Below are 20,077 nucleotides of genomic sequence, written 5' to 3'. Positions count from 1 at the left end.
TTCTCCTAAAACTAGCTTTGCTCGCCCCAGGTCACCGCCATGCCATCGGCATAACGCAGGTCGACCCGGGTTACCCGGCGGCTGTCCGTGCTCAGCACACCGCGATAGAGCCGCACAAAGCGGCGCAATTTGCTGGTGTACGCTTCACGGTCTACCACCAGCTGCATATCGTTGTTCAAGGTCAGTCGCGCGGTCAGTCGCGCGTTGACCTCCATACTGCGAATACCCAGGTCCACATCCGCCAGCATCTTGCCCATGCTGTGATAGAACCCCATCACTTCTTCCAGCCGCTGTTGCGGCCCGCTCAGCCGGGGCAATCCGGCCAGGTCGTACTGCTTGAGCGCCTTGAACGGCTCGCCGCTGTCCGAGATCAGCACGGTGTCATTCCACACCGCCACCGGGCGCCGCTCTTCCACGGTCAGCACCACGGTGTCGGGCCACTGCCGGCGAACGGAAACCCGTTCCACCCAGCTCAGGCCCTGTGCCTGCTGATAGATTTCCTCCAGCGGCACGGAAAAATAATTTTCGTCGCGAACCAGCGCCGCCAGGGCGGTCTGGATCTGCTGCTGACGGCGCACATCGGTGACACCATCCACTCCCACCTTGCGCACCGGATAACCATCCAGTGCCGCCGGCAGATAGATCACACCGACCAGCAACACCGCCGCCACCGTTCCTACCAGCATCCAGGGCACCGCTGCCGCCAACCGCTCGCTGAGCGGTACGCCGGCTTTCTTCACCGGCTTGCGGCGGGCCCCGCGCGGGGTCACGGCCTGCTTAGCCATCACTCCGTTCCAGCGCATCCAGCAGGATTTCCCCCACCAGGGTGTCGAAATCCCGCCCGGCGGCCTTGGCTGCCATGGGTACCAGGGAGTGATCGGTCATTCCCGGTACCGTGTTCACTTCCAGCAACTGCCAGTGTCCCTGCTCGTCACGCATCACATCCACCCGGCCCCAGCCCCGGCAGCCCGCCACCCGGAAGGCGGTCAGAGCCAGTTGGCGCAGGGCCTGCTCATCGGCCTCATCCAACCCCGCCGGGCACAAATATTCAGTGCTGTTGGACTGGTACTTGGCTTCGAAGTCATAAAACGCATTGGGTGTCTTAAGGCGAATCGCCGGCAACGGCTCGTCACCCAGGATGGCCACGGTGTATTCCGGGCCGTTCACCCAGGCTTCCACCAGCACATCGGAATCAAACTTTTCCGCTTCTTTCAGGGCCCGAGCCAGCTGCTCGGCGTTATCCGCCTTGGCCATGCCAATGGACGAGCCTTCATGGGCCGGCTTGATCATCAGTGGAAAGCCCAGGTCCATATCATTACGGCCGGCCACATAAAACGCCGGGGTTGGCAAGCCGGCGCCTTTCCACAGTTGTTTGGTGCGCACCTTGTCCATGCCGATGGCGGAGGCCATCACCCCGGAACCGGTATAGGGGATGCCCAGGTGTTCCAGGACGCCCTGGATAACGCCGTCTTCGCCGCCCCGGCCATGCAGGGCGATAAAGGCCGCATCAAACCCTTTCAGGGTATCCACGCTCTTGTGTGCCGGGTCCACCAGCTCGGCGATCAGCCCCAGATTGCGCAGCGCCTGATGGACCGCCGCACCACTTTTCAGTGACACGGGGCGCTCGGCGGAATTGCCGCCGGCCAGTACCGCTACCCGGCCAACGCTGGCCAGTTGCTTCTTCAGCAGCACCTTATCCACGCTTGGCGCCTCCCTGTTCAGCCAGTTCTTTTGCAATGGCTCCCACATTGCCGGCGCCCTGGGTCACCAGCAGATCACCGTCCTGCAGTTGGGTGGCCAGAATGTCGGCCAGCTTGGCCGGATCATCCACGAATACGGGCTCCACTCGCCCACGCTTGCGGATGCTGCGGCACAGGGCGCGAGCATCGGCCCCGGGGATCGGGTCTTCGCCGGCGCCATACACTTCCAGCATCAGCAACACATCCACCCCGGAGAGCACATCCACGAAATCCTCGTAAAGATCCTGGGTACGGGTATAACGGTGGGGCTGGAACAGCATGGCCAGACGACGACCCGGCCAGCCGGCACGGATGGCATCGATGGTGACAGCCACTTCGCTGGGGTGGTGACCATAGTCATCCACCAGGGTCGCGCTGCCACCGTCGAAGTAATATTCGCCTTGCACATCAAAGCGACGGCCAACACCGGTAAAGTTATTCAGGCCGCGAATGATGGCCTCATCGCTGGCGCCTTCATCGGCGGCCACGGCGATGGCCGCCAGAGCATTGAGCACGTTGTGCTTGCCGGGCATGTGCAGTACCACATCCAGCGGCTCACCTTCCTTGCGGATCACCCGGAAAGACGTGGTCATACCCTGCTGCTGTACGTTCTCTGCACGCAGATCCGCATCGTCACTGAAGCCGTAACGGATTACCTGGCGATTGACCCGTGGCAGCAGCTTGCGCACCACCGGGTCATCCACACACATCACTGCCACGCCATAGAACGGCAGGTTGTGCAGGAACTCGATAAAGGTGTTCTCCAGCTGGGCAAAGTCACCGCCGTAGGTGTGCATGTGATCCGCTTCGATATTGGTCACGATGGCACTCATGGGCTGCAGGTGCAGGAAGCTGGCGTCGGATTCATCCGCTTCCGCCACCAGATAACGGCTCTGCCCCAGCCGCGCATTAGTGCCGGCGCTGTTCAATCGCCCGCCAATCACGAAGGTGGGGTCCATACCCGCCTCTGCCATGATGGCCGCGGTCATAGACGTCGTCGTGGTCTTGCCGTGGGTCCCGGCCACGGCGATGCCGTGACGGAAGCGCATCAGCTCAGCCAGCATCTGGGCCCGCGGCACCACCGGAATCCGGCGGGCATGGGCTTCCGCCACTTCCTCGTTTTCCGTGGTCACCGCCGTGGACGTTACCACCACGTCAGCGCCATCGATATTTTCTGCCCGGTGACCGATTTCCACCCGCACACCCAGGCCACGAAGGCGCTCTACGACCGCCGATTCCTTGATGTCGCTACCGCTGATGGCATAGCCCTGATTGGCCAGCACCTCGGCGATGCCACACATACCCACGCCGCCGATACCCACAAAGTGGATACCGCTGATGCGCCGCATCTCGGGGACGATATGGATGTTGTCGTTATCGGCCATTGGCCACCTCCTCACACAGCGTGGCCGCGCGCTCGGCGCTGTCGGCCACGGCCTGCTCGCGAGCCCGCTGCGCCATTTGCGCCAGCAACCCGCGTTCTGCAACCGGTTTCAATGTGCCCGCCAGGCTGGCGGCACTCATGTCCCGCTGGGGCAGCAACAGGGCCGCGCCCCGGTCTGACAGCCAGCGGGCATTCAATGTCTGATGATCGTCCACCGCACTCGGCAGCGGCACGAACAGGGCCGCCACACCGGCGGCCGCTACTTCCGCCACGGTCAGCGCCCCGGCCCGGCAGATCACCAGATCCGCCCAGCCGTAGGCTTCCGCCATGTCGTCAATAAATTCACTCACCCGGGCCTGCATGCCCAACGCCTGGTAAATCGGCGCGGCTTCCCCGGTGCGACCGGCACCGCATTGGTGACGCACCTGAATTTCCCGGCCCAGCACGGCCAGCAGCAGTTCCGGCAGATCCTGATTCAGCACCAGGGCCCCCTGGCTGCCGCCCAGAACCAACACCCGCAAGCCACCCTGATGCTGGGCATAGCGACGGGCCGGGTCGTCCAGATTGGCAATCTCGGCGCGTACCGGATTGCCCACCCAACAGGCGCTCTGGGAGCCGAACGCTCCCCGGAAACCCTCCAGGGTGACGGTGGCCATTTTCGACAACAGCCGGTTGGTCAGCCCCGGCACCGCATTTTGTTCGTGGACCACCACCGGCACCTTGCACAGGCGCGCAGCCAGGCCACCCGGGCCGCTGGCAAAACCGCCAAAGCCCACCGCCAGCAGGGGCTGACGCTGGCTGATCAGGTTGCGCGCCTGCCAGACCGCACGCAGCAGATTGAACGGCGCGGTAAGCTTGCGCTTGAGCCCGCCGCCACGCAGCCGGGATACCGCCAGTTCGGCAATCTCATAGCCGTACTGGCGCACCAGCTTGCCTTCCATGCCGTTCTCGGCGCCCAGCCAGAGGATCCGGAAACCGCGCTCACGGAGTTGATCCGCCACTGCCAGTGCCGGGAACACATGCCCACCGGTGCCGCCCGCCATGATCAGGATGGTGCCACTCATCGTGCCGCCCTCCCTCTCGCTTTCAGCTGCTCGGCTTCTGACCCGGCGCGCAGGATCAAGCCCACCATGGCGGAGAAGATCAACAGTGAAGAACCGCCATAACTGATAAACGGCAAGGTCAGGCCCTTGGTGGGCAGCAGCCCCATATTCACGCCCAGATTAATGAACACCTGGGAGCACATGACAAAGGCGCAACCGTAGACCACATAGGCGTGATAGAGCAGACCGCGGGTTTCCAGGCTGTGACCCAGCCGGAACACGCGCCAGCCCAGCAGCACGAAGCCGCCGATCAGAGCAAGATTGCCCAGCAGCCCCAGCTCTTCCGCCATAACCGCGTAAACAAAATCCGTATGGGCTTCCGGCAGATAGAACAGCTTCTGCACACTGTTGCCCAGGCCCACGCCGCTCCAGTGCCCGCGGCCAAAGGCAATCAGGCTCTGGGTCAGCTGGTACCCTGAACCGTATTGATCTGCCCAGGGATCGGTGAAGGTCATCAGACGAGCCACCCGGTAGGGCTCGGCAAACGCTACCAGCGCACCCAGTGCCACCGCAGCCAGGCCGATCAGCAGGAAGCGCAGGGTCGGCACACCGGAAAGAAACAGCATGCCCATGGCGGTGATACCCAGCACCACCACGGCCCCGAAGTCCGGCTCCAGCAGGAGTAGCACGGTCAACACGCCCAGCAACGCCAACGGCAGCAGGAAGGCTTTCCACTCGGTTTCCAGAGCCGCCTTGCGCTGGGCGATATAGCCTGCCAGATACAATACAAAGCACAGTTTGACGATTTCCGAGGCCTGAATGGTCAGGCCCGGCAGGGCAATCCAGCGGGTGGAACCATTCACGGTCCGTCCCAGCCCGGGAATAAACACCATCACCAGCACCACCAGGGCCACCGGCAGCATCAGGAAACGGAGCCGTTCCAGCAGCGCCAGCGGTACCGCGAAATAGACAAACGCCCCGGCCCCCAGGCCCAGTGCCAGGTAGATGCCATGACGCAGGGCGTAGTAGAACGGATCGCCCAGCCGGGTTTCCGCGATCTGCAGGCTGGCCGAGGAAACCATGACCAGGCCAGCCAGAGCCAGCAGGATGGCCGTCCACATCAGGGGCTTGTCCAGACCCCGGTTATCCAGCTTGAGGATCATGCGCTCAGTCATGGCACACCTCCCGGGCCCGGGCGGAAAAATCATCGCCACGGGCAACAAAGCTGGAATACATGTCAAAAGAGGCGCACGCCGGAGACAACAGCACCGCATCACCGGGCTGTGCCAGGGCATGGGCCCGGGTCACCGCGGCCTGCATGTCGGCCACCAATTCACAGGGTGCCGCCGACATGCCCTGGGCCAGGGTGCTGCGATCTTCGCCCATCAACAGACCGGCACGGAGGTACTGTCGCGCCGGCTCCGCCAGCGGCGAGAAATCCTGCCCCTTGCCCTGACCACCGGCGATCAGGATCACCTTGCCTTCAATGCTTTCACCGATCCCCGTCAGGGCCGCCAGGGTAGCTCCCACGTTGGTGGCCTTGGAATCGTTGAACCAGCGCACGCCCCCTGCTTCAGCCACCAGCTGGCAACGGTGCGGCAGACCGGTAAAGGCTTTCACGGTGGCCAGGGCCTTGTCCCGGTTCAGGGACAGGGCATCGCTGATCGCCAGCACGGCGAGAATATTCATGGCGTTGTGATGGCCGGTAAGTGCCAGTTCGGACAGGGACAACAGGGTATCGCCCCGATACTGCAGCTGCCCGGTTTCACTATCCAGCCGATAGTCCGCCTCTGGGTGAGCACCGAAGGTCACCTGCCGCGCCACCCCGGCAGGAGGGCGAGTGGCCAGATCATCCCGGTTCCACACTGCCACCTGGCAGCCATCGTAGATGCGCTGCTTGGCGGCCACGTAATCGGCAAAGCTGGCGTAACGATCCAGATGGTCCTGGGACACATTGAGGATGGTGGCCACTTCCGCACTCAGGCTGTAGGTGGTTTCCAGCTGGAAACTGGACAGCTCCAGCACATACAGGCGGGCCTTGTCGTCCAGCAGTTCCAGGGCTGGCACGCCCAGATTGCCGCCAATGCCCGGATTCATGCCACAGGCATCCGCCACCTGCCCCAGCAGGGTCGTCACGGTACTCTTGGCATTGGAACCGGTAATTGCCACCAGCGGCTCGCTGGCGGCCCGGGCAAACAGCTCCACATCACCGATCACTTCCTTGCCAGCAACGACCTGCTCGGCAATGGCTGGTGTGGCCACGGCCACGCCGGGGCTGACGATCAGGCGACGGGCATTGTTCATCCAGCCGGACTTGAAACCGCCGGTATGAATTTTCACATTGGGGAATTCGGCGCGCAGCGCCTCCAGGCCGGCGGGCTCGGCACGGGTGTCCAAGGCGCGCACAGGCATCCCCTGGTCCGTCAGATAACGGATCACGGAACGCCCGGAAACTCCCAGGCCAATGACCAGATCAAACCCGTCTTTCGCCATAAAATTAACTCAATCCCCTATCGGATTTTCAGGGTCGCCAGACCCACCAGGACCAGAATTACGGTGATGATCCAGAAGCGCACGATGATCTTCGGCTCCGGCCATCCTTTCAGTTCAAAGTGGTGATGGATCGGCGCCATACGGAACACCCGCCGACCGGTGAGCTTGAACGACCCCACCTGCAGCATCACCGAGACGGTTTCCATCACGAACACCCCGCCCATGATGAACAGCACGATTTCCTGACGGACAATCACCGCCATCACACCCAGTACCGCGCCCAGGCCCAGCGCGCCCACATCGCCCATGAATACCTGGGCGGGATAGGCGTTGAACCACAGAAATCCGAGACCGGCACCACACAGGGCGGCGGAAATGATCACCAGCTCGCCGGCACCGGCCACATAGGGAATCTGCAGATACGGCGCGAATTCCGCATGCCCTCCGGCATAGGCGAAGATGCCCAGGGCACCGCCCACCAATACCGCCGGCATGATCGCCAGACCATCCAGGCCATCGGTCAGATTCACCGCGTTGCTGGTGCCGTTGATCACAAAATAGGTCAGCACGATGTAGAACCAGCCCATATTGATGACCACATTCTTGAAGAAGGGCACGATCAACTGGGTTTCCACCGGGCTCTGGGCCGTGAAGTACAGGGCAAAGGCTGCCCCCAACGCACCCACGGACAACCACAGATATTTCCAGCGGGCCGGCAGGCCGCGGGGATTCTTTTCCACCACCTTGCGCCAGTCATCCACCCAGCCCACGGCACCGAAGACGAACAGCACACCCAGGGTGATCCAGATAAAGCGGTTGCTCAGGTCGGCCCACAGCAGGGTGGAGATGACGATGGCAATGAGGATCAGCGCCCCGCCCATGGTGGGGGTGCCAGCCTTGCTCAGATGGCTCTTCGGGCCATCATCTCGAATGGCCTGACCCACCTGCTTTTCCTGCAGCTTGCGGATCATGATCGGGCCCACCCAGAAAGCGATAAACAGGGCCGTCAGTACGCTGAGAATGCCGCGCAGGGTAATGTACTGCACCACCAGGAAACCGCTATGAAATTCTGCCAGAAGCTCGGCCAGCCAAAGCAACATCAGTGTGCCCCCTGTTCCGGTTTTTGCGGGCCTGCGCCCATGATCAGTCGCTGCACCACCGCTTCCATACCGGCGCTACGTGAGCCTTTTACCAGCACGGTTCCACCCTGTTGCAGAACCGGGGCACTCCAGCTTGCCGCCTGCTGATCGTTTTCTGCCGTCATGGCACCGTCACCAAACCCTTTGGCGGCGGCACTGGCGCCGGTCATCACCACCAGGTCACTGATCCCCGCCTGGCGGGCATAGCCACCCAGCTCTTCGACCAGTTGCTCCGCCTGCGGCCCCAGTTCGCCCAGGGCGCCCAGCACCAGCATCTGCGGCGCCGGCTGGGCCGCCAGCCAGTCAATGGCAACACGCACGGAGCCGGGGTTGGCGTTATAGGTGTCATCCACCAGCACACCGCCGGCCAGGGCATGCAGATTCATGCGCCCGGGCACCGGTTTCAGCTGTGACAGCCGTGGCAGGACCTGGCCCAGGTTCACCCCCAGGGCACGAACGGCGGCACAGGCCAGCAGGGCATTGCTGACCTGATGGGCTCCGGGCAGGGGAACGGTCACCGCTTCGCCCAACGGCTGCAGCACAAATTCCACCCGGTCCTGATGGAGCTGGATATGCTCCGCATACAGATCTGCCGGCGCCTGACTGCCAACACGAATCAGGCGGAGGCCCGCCTTTTCAGCCTCAGCGGCAAAGAAATCAGCAAAACTGTCGTCATTGTTGATGATCGCCTGACCGCCAGCCTGGCAACCACCAAAGATCTCCGCCTTGGCGTTGGCGATACCCTGCATGGAACCAAATCCTTCCAGGTGGGCGCCGGTTACATTGGTCACCAGCACCACCTTCGGCTTGGCCAGGGAACTGGTCCAGGCAATCTCACCGGGGGCATTGGCGCCCAGCTCAATGACCGCATAGCGGTGCTCGCCGGACAGACGCAGCAACGTCAGTGGCACACCGATGTCATTGTTGAAGTTGCCACGGGTGGCCAGGGTGCCCTCACCCAGCATGGCCGCCGCCATTTCCTTGACGGTGGTCTTGCCGGCATTGCCGGTCACCGCAAGTCGCTCAGAGGTAAACTGATCCGCGTAGCCGCTGGCCAGGCGCCCCAACGCCAGGCGGGTATCGACTACCTGCACGGCACTGGCAAAGTCATTCTGCTCCCGGTCCACCAGGGCAGCGACGGCGCCGCTGTCGGCAGCCTGGGCGAGAAAGTCATGGGCATCGAAACGCTCACCCTTCAGCGCCACAAACAGGCAGCCCGGCTCCATGTCACGGGTGTCGGTGACCACCGCATTCACTTTGCGGTCTTCCCCGATCAGGGTGCCACCGGTCCACTGGGCGATCTGCGACAACCACATCATGAGGCACCTCCCCGGGCGGTCAGCGCCTGGCGGGCAAGGTCTCTGTCATCACTGGGGTAACGCACGCCGTTAATTTCCTGATAATCCTCATGGCCCTTGCCAGCCAGCAGAATCACATCCCCTGGCTGGGCACGGTGGACGGTTTCCTGTACCGCTGCGGCACGATCCACGTTTTCGTGGACCGCCTGCGCATCGGTCAGGCCGGCACGCATCTGGTCAATAATGGTTTGCGGGTCTTCGCTGCGCGGGTTATCGCTGGTCAGCACCACGCTATCGGCAAACGTTTCCGCCACCGCTGCCATCTGCGGACGCTTGCCGGCATCCCTGTCGCCGCCACAGCCGATCACACAGAACAAGCGGCCAGGGAAATGATCCCGACATGCCTGGAGGGCTTTTTCCAGCCCATCCGGGGTATGGGCATAATCGACGATCACCGTCGGACAGCCGTCGGCCTGCAGCGGTTCCATACGCCCCGGTACGGGCGTAATCGCAGCCAGCGCCCCACTCAACGCCTCGGCGGGCGTACCCTGGCCATGCAGGATGGCCGCCACGGCCATGACATTGCTGAGATTGAAATGACCGAACAGGGGCAGCCTCAACGACACCACCGTGCCGCCAACAAACAGCTTGGCCGTAATCCCTTCTGCCGTGTATTGCAGAGACTCACAGCGCACGGTAGCGCCCTGCTGGCTACCGAACGTGACGCATCGAACGCCATTGGGCAGACAGGCAATCAGGGTCTGCGCCGCCGGATCATCACAGTTGATCACTGCCAGCTGCACCCCTTTTCGGGTGAACAGCATGGCCTTGGCGGCCAGGTAGGATTCCATATCACCGTGGTAATCGAGATGGTCCCGGCTCAGATTGCTGAATACCGCCGTGCTGACCAGGGTGCCACCGAGACGGTTCTGATCCAGGGCATGGGAAGAAATTTCCATGGCCACGGTATCGGCGCCGGCATCACGGACTGCTGCCAGTCCGGCCTGCAGGGTGATCGGGTCCGGCGTGGTATGACCCGTGGTCTGCTCCTGCCCTTTCAGCCCCAGCCCCAGGGTGCCCACCAGGGCACAGCGGTGACCCAGTGCGTTCAGGGCATCGCGCAGGAACCAGGAAATGCTGGTCTTGCCATTGGTGCCGGTCACACCGGTGATGCGCAAGCGGCTGGCCGGCTCGCCGAACCAGCGCGCGGCCAGATCCGCCACCCCCCGGGCCAGCCCGGGCAGATTCACGCGCGGCACAGTTTCCTGCAGGTCCACGGAAAAGGTCTCCGCGTCCGCCAGCACCACGGCGGCACCGGCACTGATAGCCTGGCTGATGAAATGACGGCCATCGCTGGTCACACCGGGCACGGCCACAAACGCCTCACCGGACTGGAGCCGACGGCTGTCCAGCTGCAGACCTGAAATGGCAAGACCTGCCACTTGGGCAGGCAGGTTGTGCTCGGGGAGCAGTTGCTGGAGGCGCATCATGAGCGATCCTCCGTATCCGGGCCACCGGCCAGCAGCCCTTCAGGCTTGTCCGGTGGCACGTGCAAGGTCCGCAATACCCCGCCCATGATGCGGGAAAAGGCCGGTGCAGCAACCAGGCCGCCATAGTAGGCATCGCTACGCGGATCATCGATGACGACCACAGTGACAATACGAGGATCCGTGGCCGGCGCCAGGCCGGCAAACAGACCGATATAGCTGTCATCCGCATACCCACCGGAAATCACCTTGTGCACCGTGCCGGTTTTGCCGGCCACCTGGTAACCCGGCACTTGAGCGCGGCTGGCGGTACCCACCTGGCTGACTACGGTTTCCAGCATTTGCACCAGCTGCCGGGCAACCTGCTTGCCAAGCACCTGTTGCCCGGCAGGTTTGTCTTTCACTTTCTTCAGGGTCAACGGCACCTTGACGCCATCATTGGCAATGACCGCATAGGCCTGTGCCAGCTGCACCGCAGATACACTCAAACCATAGCCATAGGAAAGTGCGGCCCGCTCCACGTCCCGCCAGTGGCTCCGCAAAGGCAGCATGCCATTGCTTTCACCCGGAAAATCAATGGCGGTCGCCTCGCCAAACCCGAAACGCTCCAGATAGGTGGGCAATGCCAGCGGCTCCATGGCCAGCGCCAATTTGCTGGTGCCAATATTCGAGCTTTTGGTGAGCACGGTGGTGATATCAATGATCCCGTAATCACGGTGATCACGGATGGTCTTGCTGCCCACACGCATGGTGCCCGGGTGGGTATTAATGGTCGTGGACGGGGTGACCATGCCCATCTCCATGGCCGCCGCCACGGTAAAGGGCTTCATGGTGGAACCGGGCTCAAACAGGTCGGTCACCGCCCGGTTACGCAGCGCGGCGGTATCCAGGTTGCCACGATTATTGGGGTTGTAAGCGGGCTGGTTCACCATGGCCAGCACTTCGCCGGTGCGCACATCCAGCACCACCGCGCTACCGCCCTTGGCCTTGAATTGCTGCACGGCACCCAGCAACTCCCGGTACGCCAGATACTGAAGACGCAGGTCGATACTCAACGTCACATCTTCACCGGGCTGGGCCGGCTCCAGCACTTCAATATCCTGGATCACCCGACCCAGCAGATCGCGCACCACCTTCTTGCGACCGGACTGGCCGGACAGGTGGGACTCCAGGGACAGCTCGACCCCCTCCTGGCCCTGATCATCGATGTTGGTGAACCCCACCACATGGCTGGTCACTTCGCCCGCCGGGTAGTAACGGCGGTATTCGGTCAGCGAATGGATGCCGGGGATATTCAGATCGAGCACCGCCTTGGCCGCTTCCGGCGCCAGGCCACGGCCAAGATAGATGAATTCCCGGGATTCGTGCCGACGGACCTTGCGGGCAAACTCCTGCTGGCTGAGCACCGGGTTTCCCGCCAGCCGGGTCCATTGCTCCTGATTCTCCAGGGCTTCACGGGGATTGGCCCAAAGCGTCACCACCGGTGTACTCACCGCCAGAGGGCGCCCATCTCGATCACGAATCACGCCCCGGTGCGCCGCCAATGGCTCCACACGCAGATTGCGAATATCCCCCTGATGCGCAAGGAAATCATGCTGCAGCACTTGCAGATCCACCGCCCGCACCACCAACACACAGGCACACACCAACCAGAAACCCAGCACAAAGCGCCAGCGCATCTGGTGATTGGGTTGCCGTGTCTTGCGAGCCTGGCGTTTCATGGCCGGATCAGCACTCTCTCATCGGTTTTCGGTAATTTCATTCCCAGCTCCTCGCGAGCCAGGCGCTCCACCCGTGCATAGCTGCCCCAGGTGCTGTGCTCCAACAGCAACTGACTCCACTGGCTTTCCAGTCGAGTCTGCTGCTGCTGTAATTTCTGGCTCTCGTCGGTGAGTCGACGGGCCTCGTGAACGCTGTAACTCACTGCCAGCGCGGAGATCACGATCAGCACCACCAGGGTGCGGATCAGCCAGGGGGCACTCATGCCACCTTCTCCGCCACTCGCAGTACCGCACTGCGCGAGCGCACATTCACTTTCAACTCGGCCTTGCTGGCGCGAATGGCCTTGCCAACCGGCTCCAGCCGCTGCGGCATTTCATCGCCCAACGGCAAACCACCGCGCCCCTTGGGTGCCCGGCCGGAGTGATCGCGAATGAACAGCTTCACGATCCGGTCTTCCAGAGAATGGAAGCTGATAATGGCGAGACGCCCGCCGATGGCGAGCGTCTCCAGGGACTGTTCGAGCACTTTGTTCAGCGCATCCAGCTCCCCGTTTATATGTATTCTCAACGCCTGAAAACTGCGCGTGGCCGGGTGTTTGCCCGGCTCACCACGGCCGATGGCCGATTCGATCAGATCAGCAAGCTGCAAGGTACGTGTGATCGGCTGCTCCACCCGCTCCTCACAGATCCGCCGGGCAATTCGCCGCGACTTACGCTCATCGCCGTAGCGGTACAACACATTGGCGATGTCCTGCTCCTCGGCCCGGGCCAGCCACTGCGCCACGCTTTCCCCTCGAGTGGGATCCATGCGCATATCCAGCGGCCCGTCTCGCAGGAAGCTGAAACCACGGGCGGCATCATCCAGTTGCGGTGACGACACACCCAGATCCAGCAACAGCCCATCAATGGGTCGCCCGGCTTCGGCCACCACCTCGGGCAGGCAGTCAAAGCGGTTGGCGATTATCCGGAAACGATCATCTTCCGACGCCAACTGCTCGCCTGCGGCAACAGCCTGGGGATCACGATCGATACCGGCCAAGCGGCCCTGGCGATCCAGTTTTTCCAGCAGCGCACGACTGTGGCCCCCTCGCCCGAAGGTGCCGTCGACATAAAATCCATCACCACGGCTGAACCACATATCCAGTACCTCTTCCAGCATGACTGGCTGGTGTTCGTACTGCGCGCCTTTGTCGGTCATCAGAAAGACAGCTCCTGGACGCTTTCCGGCAATGCCTCCGGATCCAGGGTGCCATCCTCTTCCAACCAGCTTTCTGCTTTCCAGATTTCAAAACGGTGCATTTGACCGATCAGCATGGCCTGCTTCTCCAGGCCGATCGCCGCCCTCAACTCCGGCGGCACCAGCAGCCGGCCATTGCTATCCATATCGATTTCAACCGCCTGGCCAAGAAAACGGCGTTTCAACTGGCGTACCTGCGGGCTGGAGTCTCTCTGCGCAGACAGCTTGCCGGCGGTTTCCATAAATTCATCACGGGGGTAAAGCGCGAGACATTCGTCATAAGGGTGACGGGTAAGCACAAGCTGGCCGCCGCAGGCTTCGTTTAACGAAGCGCGATAGCGGGTCGGCATGGTGAGCCGCCCCTTGGCATCCAGATTGAGTGATGTGCTCCCAGTAAACACTGGCCGTCCTCATGCTCGATTGTTTGGTTCCTTCCCGGGGCTCTTGTTGCCCCACTTCGCGACACCGGCCGCCAAGAAAATCCCACTTTTTCCCACTTTTCACCACATTGGGACACTCTAGGGCCACTGCGAACACCAAGTCAAGCGTGAGCACCCGGTCAAACGTAAAAGAATTTCCAGACAAATCAGCCTGTTAGCGGTATCACAGAGAATGAACAAAGGGATGAACGGAGGGAGTTTCGAGACGAATCAGAGCGCTGGAACGCGCAAGTGAGAAAGCACTTTAAGTGTTAGACGGATTAGTTATTACTAACTTTATTTATATTCCACATCTAAAGGATTAGGCCTTGTTCGGACACGGGCCAGCGACAGGATTGACGATCCGGCAGGCCGACGCCGCACCCCAGTGCCATCAACCCGATCGGAAAAGCGCAGCACATGTTGGTCATTGTCGAGACAGAGGGATTGATCTGCGCCAACCTGCCAGGCTGCAAGCACGGCAAGTCTGAGGTCTTCGCATGATGGGATAACGAGCGGGATCAAGAAGATAAGGCATTACGAGGAGCGAGCCACGAGTCACGAAAGGCAAAACCCGTCTTGGGTTTCGCTTCTCGCAACTCGCGCATCGTTACTGAATAAAGTGGATCGGTCGATAAGCCGGGTTCTGTCGTGGACAGTCATTCATCTGGGGCTTGCGTCGCCACAAACCTCTAGCAACCTACCCGGATCCAGCGCGGGCCACGCCATAGGATCCCTATTTGGTCTTGCTCCGGGTGGGGTTTACCCTGCCACCACTGTTGCCAGCGGCGCGGTGCGCTCTTACCGCACCTTTTCACCCTTACCGGTTCCGACACGAGGAAGGAACAGGCGGTATCTTCTCTGTGGCACTAGCCGTAGCCACACCGTCACCAGTGTGGCCCCCAGGCGTTACCTGGCACCCTGCCCTGTGGAGCCCGGACTTTCCTCCAGCGGCTACGCCGCCAGCGACTGTCTGACCGATCCGGGGCGGAGTCTAAACAGTTAATAATTAATAGTGAATAATTAATAGCTGCGCGGACCGGGTTTTCTGATCTTGAAACGCAAGAGGCCGCGCCCGCTAACGTTGAGCGCGGCCTCTTGTGCCTGAAAAACGACCAAACCGGATCGCGAGTTATTCATTATTAACTATTAATTATTCATTGCCTCTAACAGCGCATACACCGCCTGCCGTTTCAGGCCGGTATGGGCGGCCATGATTTTCGCCACCCGGGACACCGGCAATTCCGCCAGCAGGGACGTTGCCAGGGCCTGATCCCGCTCACTCCAGTCGGCGGTGTGCGCGCAAGGCGACAACACCAGCACCAGCTCGCCGCGTTGCTGGTTGCGATCTGATGCCACCCAGTCACAGATATCCGCCACGGCTCCCATGCGAATGGTCTCAAATTGCTTGGTCAGCTCACGACAGAGCGAGATTTCACGATCTTTTTCAACCAGGGGCGTTAGCGCCTCGAGGAAGGAAAGCACCCGATGGGGAGCCTCGTAGATAATACTTGTGACTGACAGCCCTGCCAGGCGCTCGATGGCCTGCTGACGGGGCGCTCCCTTGGCAGGCACAAAACCCTCGAAAAGAAAACGATCAGACGGCTGCCCCGCCGCGGCTAACGCTGCCAGCAGTGCCGACGCGCCGGGAATCGGCACCACCCGCACACCGGCCTGGTGGCAGGCGCGCACCAGACGGTAGCCGGGATCACTGACCAGTGGCGTGCCCGCATCACTGATCAGGGCGCCCTGCTCACCTGACTGCAAACGAGCCACCAACTCTTCGCTGCGGGCACTTTCATTGTGATCATGACAGCTGATCAAGCGACTACGGATTCCCAGCTGCTCCAGCATGCGCTGACTGTGCCGGGTATCCTCTGCAGCCACCCAGTCGACCTCATCCAGTACCGCTATCGCCCGACGACTGATGTCATCCAGATTTCCGATCGGCGTACTGACAATATACAAAGTTCCACTCATATCTGTGCACGACTCAACTGGTGAGGCTCCAATGAAGCGCCTACAATAGCGGCTTCATTCTGGTAATACGAACCTGTCGCCATGGAATTCAGAAAGGCCCGTTTGGCAGCCCTGCTTGCTGCCGCAGTCATCGCTGGCTGTTCTACCACAACTCCTACGCGCACCACGGTTTATGAACAACCGTCGGCACCCAAGGTTGGCATCGCTCCCGCGGCGTTGACGGCCGCCCGCACCCAACTGGCCACCATGACAACGGAGGCGCGTATTGGCGCCACTCTGCAATGGGCTGAGACATATCTGGATCAGCAGCGTGCCGCTGATGCCGGTCAGCTACTTGCCGATCTGAATCCACAAGCCATGGACAACGCGCAACGTTTCGCCTGGATTCTGCTCAGCGGTCGAGCCCAGCTTGGCGACCAACGCCCAGATCAGGCCCTGGCGCTGCTGCAACGCTATGAGGATGAGATTCTCCAGTATCCCGCAGAGCAGCAAGCCAGACTGGACTTGCTCAGAGCCGACGCCCTCGCCATGAAAGGTGATCTGATCAGCAGCCTGCAGCAGCGCGTGGCGGCTCACCCTCTGCTGGAAGAAGACGACCAGGATTATAACCACGGCATGATCTGGCAGCTTCTGATGAAGCTGTCCAACACCGAACTGGCCAACGCCGTAGAGGGCAGCAGCGGCGACCTGCGTGGCTGGCTTACCCTGGCACAGCTGTATCGGGACCCCATTGCCGACCTGGACGCCCAGGTAAACCGACTGAATCGCTGGAGCGCCCAATGGCGAACCCATCCGGCAACGGCGGATGTTCCTGATATTCTCGACGCCCTGGAAAAAGCCGCCAACGAAAGGCCCAGCAAGGTAGCCATTCTGCTCCCCACAACAGGCCCCCTGAAAAATGCCGGCAAGGCTCTTCAGGAAGGCATCATGACCGCGTACTACCAGCACAAGCAAAATGGCAATCCGCCGGTACTGCGCTTCTATGATTCTGGCGGCGACAACATTCTGGCTCTTTATCAGCAGGCCATACAGGACGGTGCCGACTTTGTCCTCGGCCCACTGGCCAAGGAAAAGGCAGCCACCATTGCCAACCAGGGCACCCTGCCGGTTACCACCCTGGCCCTGAATTATATTGATCAGGACAACCTGCCCGAGAACTTTTTCCAGTTCGGCCTGGCACCGGAAGATGAAGCCCGCCAGATTGCGCTGCAAGGCGCCCGCGAGGGGGCCAGCCAGGCCGGCATCCTTTACCCGCAGGGAGAATGGGGCGAACGGGTTGCCCAGGCGTTTGCCGAAGAATGGCAATCCCTCGGCGGCACGGTGACCGTGACCCGTACCTACCAGGAAGGCCCCACTCTGGGGGATACCGTCAAGGAGCTGCTGCTGGTGGCCCAGAGCCAGAGTCGCGGCCAGGCGGTCAGCCGTTTCACCAGCCTGGACATGGACATTCAGCCACGCCGCCGCCAGGACATGGGTTTCCTGTTTCTGCTGGCCAGCCCGGATCAGGGCCGCCAGGTGAAACCGGCACTGAATTTCCATTACGCCAAGGATCTGCCGGTGTACTCCACGGCACTGATTCATAGCGGTGAGTCCAATCCTCGTCGCGACCAGGACCTGAATGGGGTGCGCTTTGTGGACATGCCCTGGATGCTCAGCAAGGAAGATTCCGAGCTGCGCCGTATGGCCGACACCCAATGGCCCGAAGGGCACGGCCGATACGAGCGCCTGTTTGCCATGGGGATTGATGCCTACCGGCTACAAGGCCGTCTTTACCTGTTAAACACCCTTCCATCCAGTGAGCTGCCCGGCGTCACCGGCCGCCTGAGCATGGAACAGCAACGCATTGTGCGCGAGCTGAACTGGGGTGTATTTATCAATGGTGAAGCTCGCGCTCTCCCCAAGGTATCCGAGCCGGCAAAGAATGGCAGGCCCCGTGAAATTACCGCGCAGTAACAAAGATTCCGGTAGCGAAGCGGAAAAACAGGCTGCACACTGGCTCACAGAGCAGGGACTGATTGTTGTGGCACGCAACTTTCGCTGCCGCCAGGGGGAAATCGACCTGATCATGCAGGACGGCGACACCCTGGTGTTCACGGAAGTGCGCTGGCGCAGCAATCCCAGCCATGGCGGCGCTCTGGCCTCTGTGGATCACCACAAGCAACGCCGGCTGATACTGGCAGCCCGGCACTATCTGGGTCGCCACCCGCAATACCATGATCGGCCCTGCCGCTTTGATGTACTGGGAATGGAACCGGACAATAACAACACTGTCCGGTATCAGTGGATACAAAACGCGTTCTACAGCGAATAGCTGCACGCAATCTTCGAACGCGCAGAACAATGAGGTAATTATGAGCGTGGACCGTATCCGGCAACTGTTTGCCGAAAGCATTGAAACCAAAGCCAAAGCCGGGGAAGTGCTACCCACCGTCATCGAAGCCGCCGGTCAGGCCATGGTGGAATGCCTGCTCAACGGCGGCAAGATTCTTACCTGTGGCAATGGCGGCTCTGCCGGCGATGCCCAGCATTTTTCTTCCGAATTGCTTAACCGTTTCGAGATGGAGCGCCCGGCACTCCCGGCAATCGCGCTTACCACCGATTCCTCCACGCTGACCTCGATTGCCAACGATTACAGCTACAACGAAATCTTCTCCAAACAGGTTCGCGCTCTCGGTGGCAGCGGCGACATCCTGCTGGCCATCTCCACCAGCGGTAACTCCGCCAATGTCATCCAGGCCATCCAGGCTGCCCATGACCGGGAAATGCGCGTGGTCGCCATGACCGGCAAGGAAGGGGGCGAAATGGTCAACCTGTACGGGCCCAACGACATTGAGATCCGGGTACCGGCCGCCTCCACCGCACGCATTCAGGAAGTCCACCTGCTGGTGATTCACTCCCTGTGCGATTACATCGATCAGCAACTGTTTGGAGGCCAATAAATGGCCGCAGGCTTCATTCGATTCAGCCACGTCCTGACCCTGTTTGTCCTGTTCGCCACCGTCTCCGGGTGCGCATCCCTGTCCAAGGGAATGTCCGAGGAACCCGTCGATCAGAACCACGGCAAACGCACTTTCGGTGCCTTTATCGAGGACGGCAATATTGAGCGCAAGGTCGCTGTGAATCTGGCCCGCGCCAGCGCCGAGCTGGACGAATCCCGCATCGTGGTTGTGAGTTATAACGGTAATGTGTTGCTCGCCGGGCAAGTGGCCAACGACGATCTGAAGGCCCAGGCAGGCAATATCGCCGAGCAGGTCCGCCACGTCCGCCACGTACACAACGAGCTTCAAGTGGTGGGCTCCAACTCCTTCCTGGCCCGCACCAATGACACCTGGCTGACCAGCAAGGTCAAAAGCCGTCTGCTGATCAATGGCGAGGCCCCGGGCTGGCGCACCAAGGTGGTGACAGAAAACGGCGTGGTCTACCTGATGGGACTGCTGACTCACGAGGAAGCGGATGCGGTCGTTGAGCAGGTACAAAAGGTTTACGGTGTGCAGAAGATCGTGAAGATTATTGAGTATATCGACTGAAGGCAGTTGCAAGTGTAGGAGCGTCGCTGGCGGCGCGATTCAGGCCTAATCAAACACTGACGGAAATCTGTCGAGCCCTGACATTCCTGATCGCCCTGCGGCCGATTCCTTGCCAAGGCAAGGTCGCGCCGCAAGCGACGCTCCTACAGCGGCTCCGTAGAGAGCAACCAGGCATCTGGGGCAGCAAAAAAACCGGATTTCGCCGTTTTTTTTATTTAACCACCTTCAGATGGCTGACCTTAGTCTTGCCGTCATCCTTTTCCGGCTCCGGTGGTGTGGGCTCGGGCGGCGGCTCCGCCGGATCGAACGCCATACCCTGACCGTTCTCCCGGGCGAAAACCGCCACCACCGCATTCACGGGAACCCGGATAGTCATGGGCATACCTCCGAAACGGGCGGAAAAAGTGATTTCCTCATTGCCCGCAACAAAGTTCGTCACTGCCCGGGGCGCGATGTTCAGCACAATCTGGCCGTCCTGAACAAAATCCTGGGGCACTTCCACCCCGGGGTAAGAGGCGTTTACAGCCAGGTGGGTCGTCAGACCGTTATCACAGATCCATTCGTGGATCGCCCGTATCAGATACGGGCGATTGGGCGACATATCGGACAT

19 protein-coding genes and 1 other RNA gene are annotated in these 20,077 nt (G+C 61.2%); 4 read left to right on the top strand and 16 right to left on the bottom strand.

Translation table 11 applies throughout. The features are described 5' to 3' along the window. Window positions 1-11 precede the first annotated feature (11 nt). The 15 genes from A0251_RS10155 to rsmI form a co-directional block, all read right to left on the bottom strand. On the bottom strand, window positions 12-785 hold the full coding sequence (locus A0251_RS10155) for a cell division protein FtsQ/DivIB (protein WP_062816728.1): 774 nt from the start codon (window positions 783-785) through the stop codon (window positions 12-14). Further along, the gene (locus A0251_RS10150) at window positions 778-1,701 is read right to left on the bottom strand and encodes a D-alanine--D-alanine ligase (RefSeq protein WP_062816727.1); all 924 of its coding nucleotides are present in this window, start codon (window positions 1,699-1,701) and stop codon (window positions 778-780) included. Before A0251_RS10150 ends, A0251_RS10155 begins: the two co-directional genes overlap by 8 nt. After that, the gene (gene murC, locus A0251_RS10145) at window positions 1,694-3,124 is read right to left on the bottom strand and encodes a UDP-N-acetylmuramate--L-alanine ligase (protein WP_062816726.1); all 1,431 of its coding nucleotides are present in this window, start codon (window positions 3,122-3,124) and stop codon (window positions 1,694-1,696) included. Before murC ends, A0251_RS10150 begins: the two co-directional genes overlap by 8 nt. Beyond that, window positions 3,114-4,187, bottom strand: a complete 1,074-nt coding sequence (murG, locus tag A0251_RS10140; protein ID WP_062816725.1) for an undecaprenyldiphospho-muramoylpentapeptide beta-N-acetylglucosaminyltransferase — start codon at window positions 4,185-4,187, stop codon at window positions 3,114-3,116. The genes murC and murG overlap by 11 nt, the downstream gene beginning before the upstream one ends. Further along, window positions 4,184-5,341, bottom strand: coding sequence for a putative lipid II flippase FtsW (ftsW, locus tag A0251_RS10135; RefSeq protein ID WP_062816724.1), 1,158 nt, complete (start codon window positions 5,339-5,341; stop codon window positions 4,184-4,186). The genes murG and ftsW overlap by 4 nt, the downstream gene beginning before the upstream one ends. After that, the gene (gene murD / locus A0251_RS10130; RefSeq protein WP_062816723.1) at window positions 5,334-6,659 is read right to left on the bottom strand and encodes a UDP-N-acetylmuramoyl-L-alanine--D-glutamate ligase; all 1,326 of its coding nucleotides are present in this window, start codon (window positions 6,657-6,659) and stop codon (window positions 5,334-5,336) included. The genes ftsW and murD overlap by 8 nt, the downstream gene beginning before the upstream one ends. 17 nt (window positions 6,660-6,676) lie before the next feature. Next, window positions 6,677-7,759 carry a phospho-N-acetylmuramoyl-pentapeptide-transferase gene (gene mraY, locus A0251_RS10125; RefSeq protein WP_062816722.1) on the bottom strand — a complete coding sequence of 361 codons (1,083 nt, stop codon included), beginning with the start codon at window positions 7,757-7,759 and terminating at the stop codon, window positions 6,677-6,679. Continuing rightward, entirely contained in the window at window positions 7,759-9,117 is a 1,359-nt protein-coding gene (gene murF / locus A0251_RS10120; protein ID WP_062816721.1) for a UDP-N-acetylmuramoyl-tripeptide--D-alanyl-D-alanine ligase, read from the bottom strand. The genes mraY and murF overlap by 1 nt, the downstream gene beginning before the upstream one ends. Then, complete coding sequence (locus A0251_RS10115) at window positions 9,114-10,586, bottom strand: UDP-N-acetylmuramoyl-L-alanyl-D-glutamate--2,6-diaminopimelate ligase (RefSeq protein ID WP_062816720.1); 1,473 nt, start codon at window positions 10,584-10,586, stop codon at window positions 9,114-9,116. Before A0251_RS10115 ends, murF begins: the two co-directional genes overlap by 4 nt. Beyond that, window positions 10,583-12,304, bottom strand: coding sequence for a penicillin-binding protein 2 (locus A0251_RS10110; RefSeq protein ID WP_062816719.1), 1,722 nt, complete (start codon window positions 12,302-12,304; stop codon window positions 10,583-10,585). The genes A0251_RS10115 and A0251_RS10110 overlap by 4 nt, the downstream gene beginning before the upstream one ends. Then, window positions 12,301-12,567 (bottom strand): cell division protein FtsL, encoded by a 267-nt coding sequence (gene ftsL / locus A0251_RS10105; RefSeq protein ID WP_062816718.1) that lies wholly within the window; start codon window positions 12,565-12,567, stop codon window positions 12,301-12,303. The genes A0251_RS10110 and ftsL overlap by 4 nt, the downstream gene beginning before the upstream one ends. Next, window positions 12,564-13,502 carry a 16S rRNA (cytosine(1402)-N(4))-methyltransferase RsmH gene (gene rsmH / locus A0251_RS10100; protein WP_062816717.1) on the bottom strand — a complete coding sequence of 313 codons (939 nt, stop codon included), beginning with the start codon at window positions 13,500-13,502 and terminating at the stop codon, window positions 12,564-12,566. The genes ftsL and rsmH overlap by 4 nt, the downstream gene beginning before the upstream one ends. Beyond that, window positions 13,502-13,942: a division/cell wall cluster transcriptional repressor MraZ gene (gene mraZ, locus A0251_RS10095; RefSeq protein ID WP_062816716.1), complete on the bottom strand. Its 441-nt coding sequence runs from the start codon at window positions 13,940-13,942 to the stop codon at window positions 13,502-13,504. The genes rsmH and mraZ overlap by 1 nt, the downstream gene beginning before the upstream one ends. A 637-nt stretch (window positions 13,943-14,579) precedes the next feature. Then, window positions 14,580-14,945, bottom strand: an RNA gene (rnpB, locus tag A0251_RS10090) — RNase P RNA component class A. A gap of 164 nt (window positions 14,946-15,109) precedes the next feature. Further along, window positions 15,110-15,940 carry a 16S rRNA (cytidine(1402)-2'-O)-methyltransferase gene (gene rsmI / locus A0251_RS10085; protein ID WP_062816715.1) on the bottom strand — a complete coding sequence of 277 codons (831 nt, stop codon included), beginning with the start codon at window positions 15,938-15,940 and terminating at the stop codon, window positions 15,110-15,112. 81 nt (window positions 15,941-16,021) lie between these two features. Here rsmI and A0251_RS10080 point away from each other — a divergent pair, with 81 nt between their 5' ends. The 4 genes from A0251_RS10080 to A0251_RS10065 are packed head-to-tail and all read left to right on the top strand — an operon-like array spanning window position 16,022 to window position 19,467. After that, entirely contained in the window at window positions 16,022-17,893 is a 1,872-nt protein-coding gene (locus A0251_RS10080) for a penicillin-binding protein activator (RefSeq protein ID WP_062816714.1), read from the top strand. Continuing rightward, window positions 17,874-18,251 carry a YraN family protein gene (locus tag A0251_RS10075; RefSeq protein WP_062816837.1) on the top strand — a complete coding sequence of 126 codons (378 nt, stop codon included), beginning with the start codon at window positions 17,874-17,876 and terminating at the stop codon, window positions 18,249-18,251. The genes A0251_RS10080 and A0251_RS10075 overlap by 20 nt, the downstream gene beginning before the upstream one ends. Window positions 18,252-18,291: 40 nt before the next feature. Continuing rightward, window positions 18,292-18,879, top strand: a complete 588-nt coding sequence (locus tag A0251_RS10070; protein WP_062816713.1) for a phosphoheptose isomerase — start codon at window positions 18,292-18,294, stop codon at window positions 18,877-18,879. Continuing rightward, window positions 18,880-19,467, top strand: coding sequence for a BON domain-containing protein (locus A0251_RS10065; RefSeq protein ID WP_062816712.1), 588 nt, complete (start codon window positions 18,880-18,882; stop codon window positions 19,465-19,467). A 211-nt stretch (window positions 19,468-19,678) separates the two neighbouring features. Here A0251_RS10065 and A0251_RS10060 read toward each other — a convergent pair whose 3' ends face one another. Then, complete coding sequence (locus tag A0251_RS10060; protein WP_062816711.1) at window positions 19,679-20,077, bottom strand: ClpXP protease specificity-enhancing factor; 399 nt, start codon at window positions 20,075-20,077, stop codon at window positions 19,679-19,681.

The organism is Alcanivorax sp. NBRC 102024, assembly GCF_001602235.1.
Lineage (GTDB): Bacteria > Pseudomonadota > Gammaproteobacteria > Pseudomonadales > Alcanivoracaceae > Alcanivorax.
This window is presented reverse-complemented; position numbering and strand designations above follow the sequence as displayed.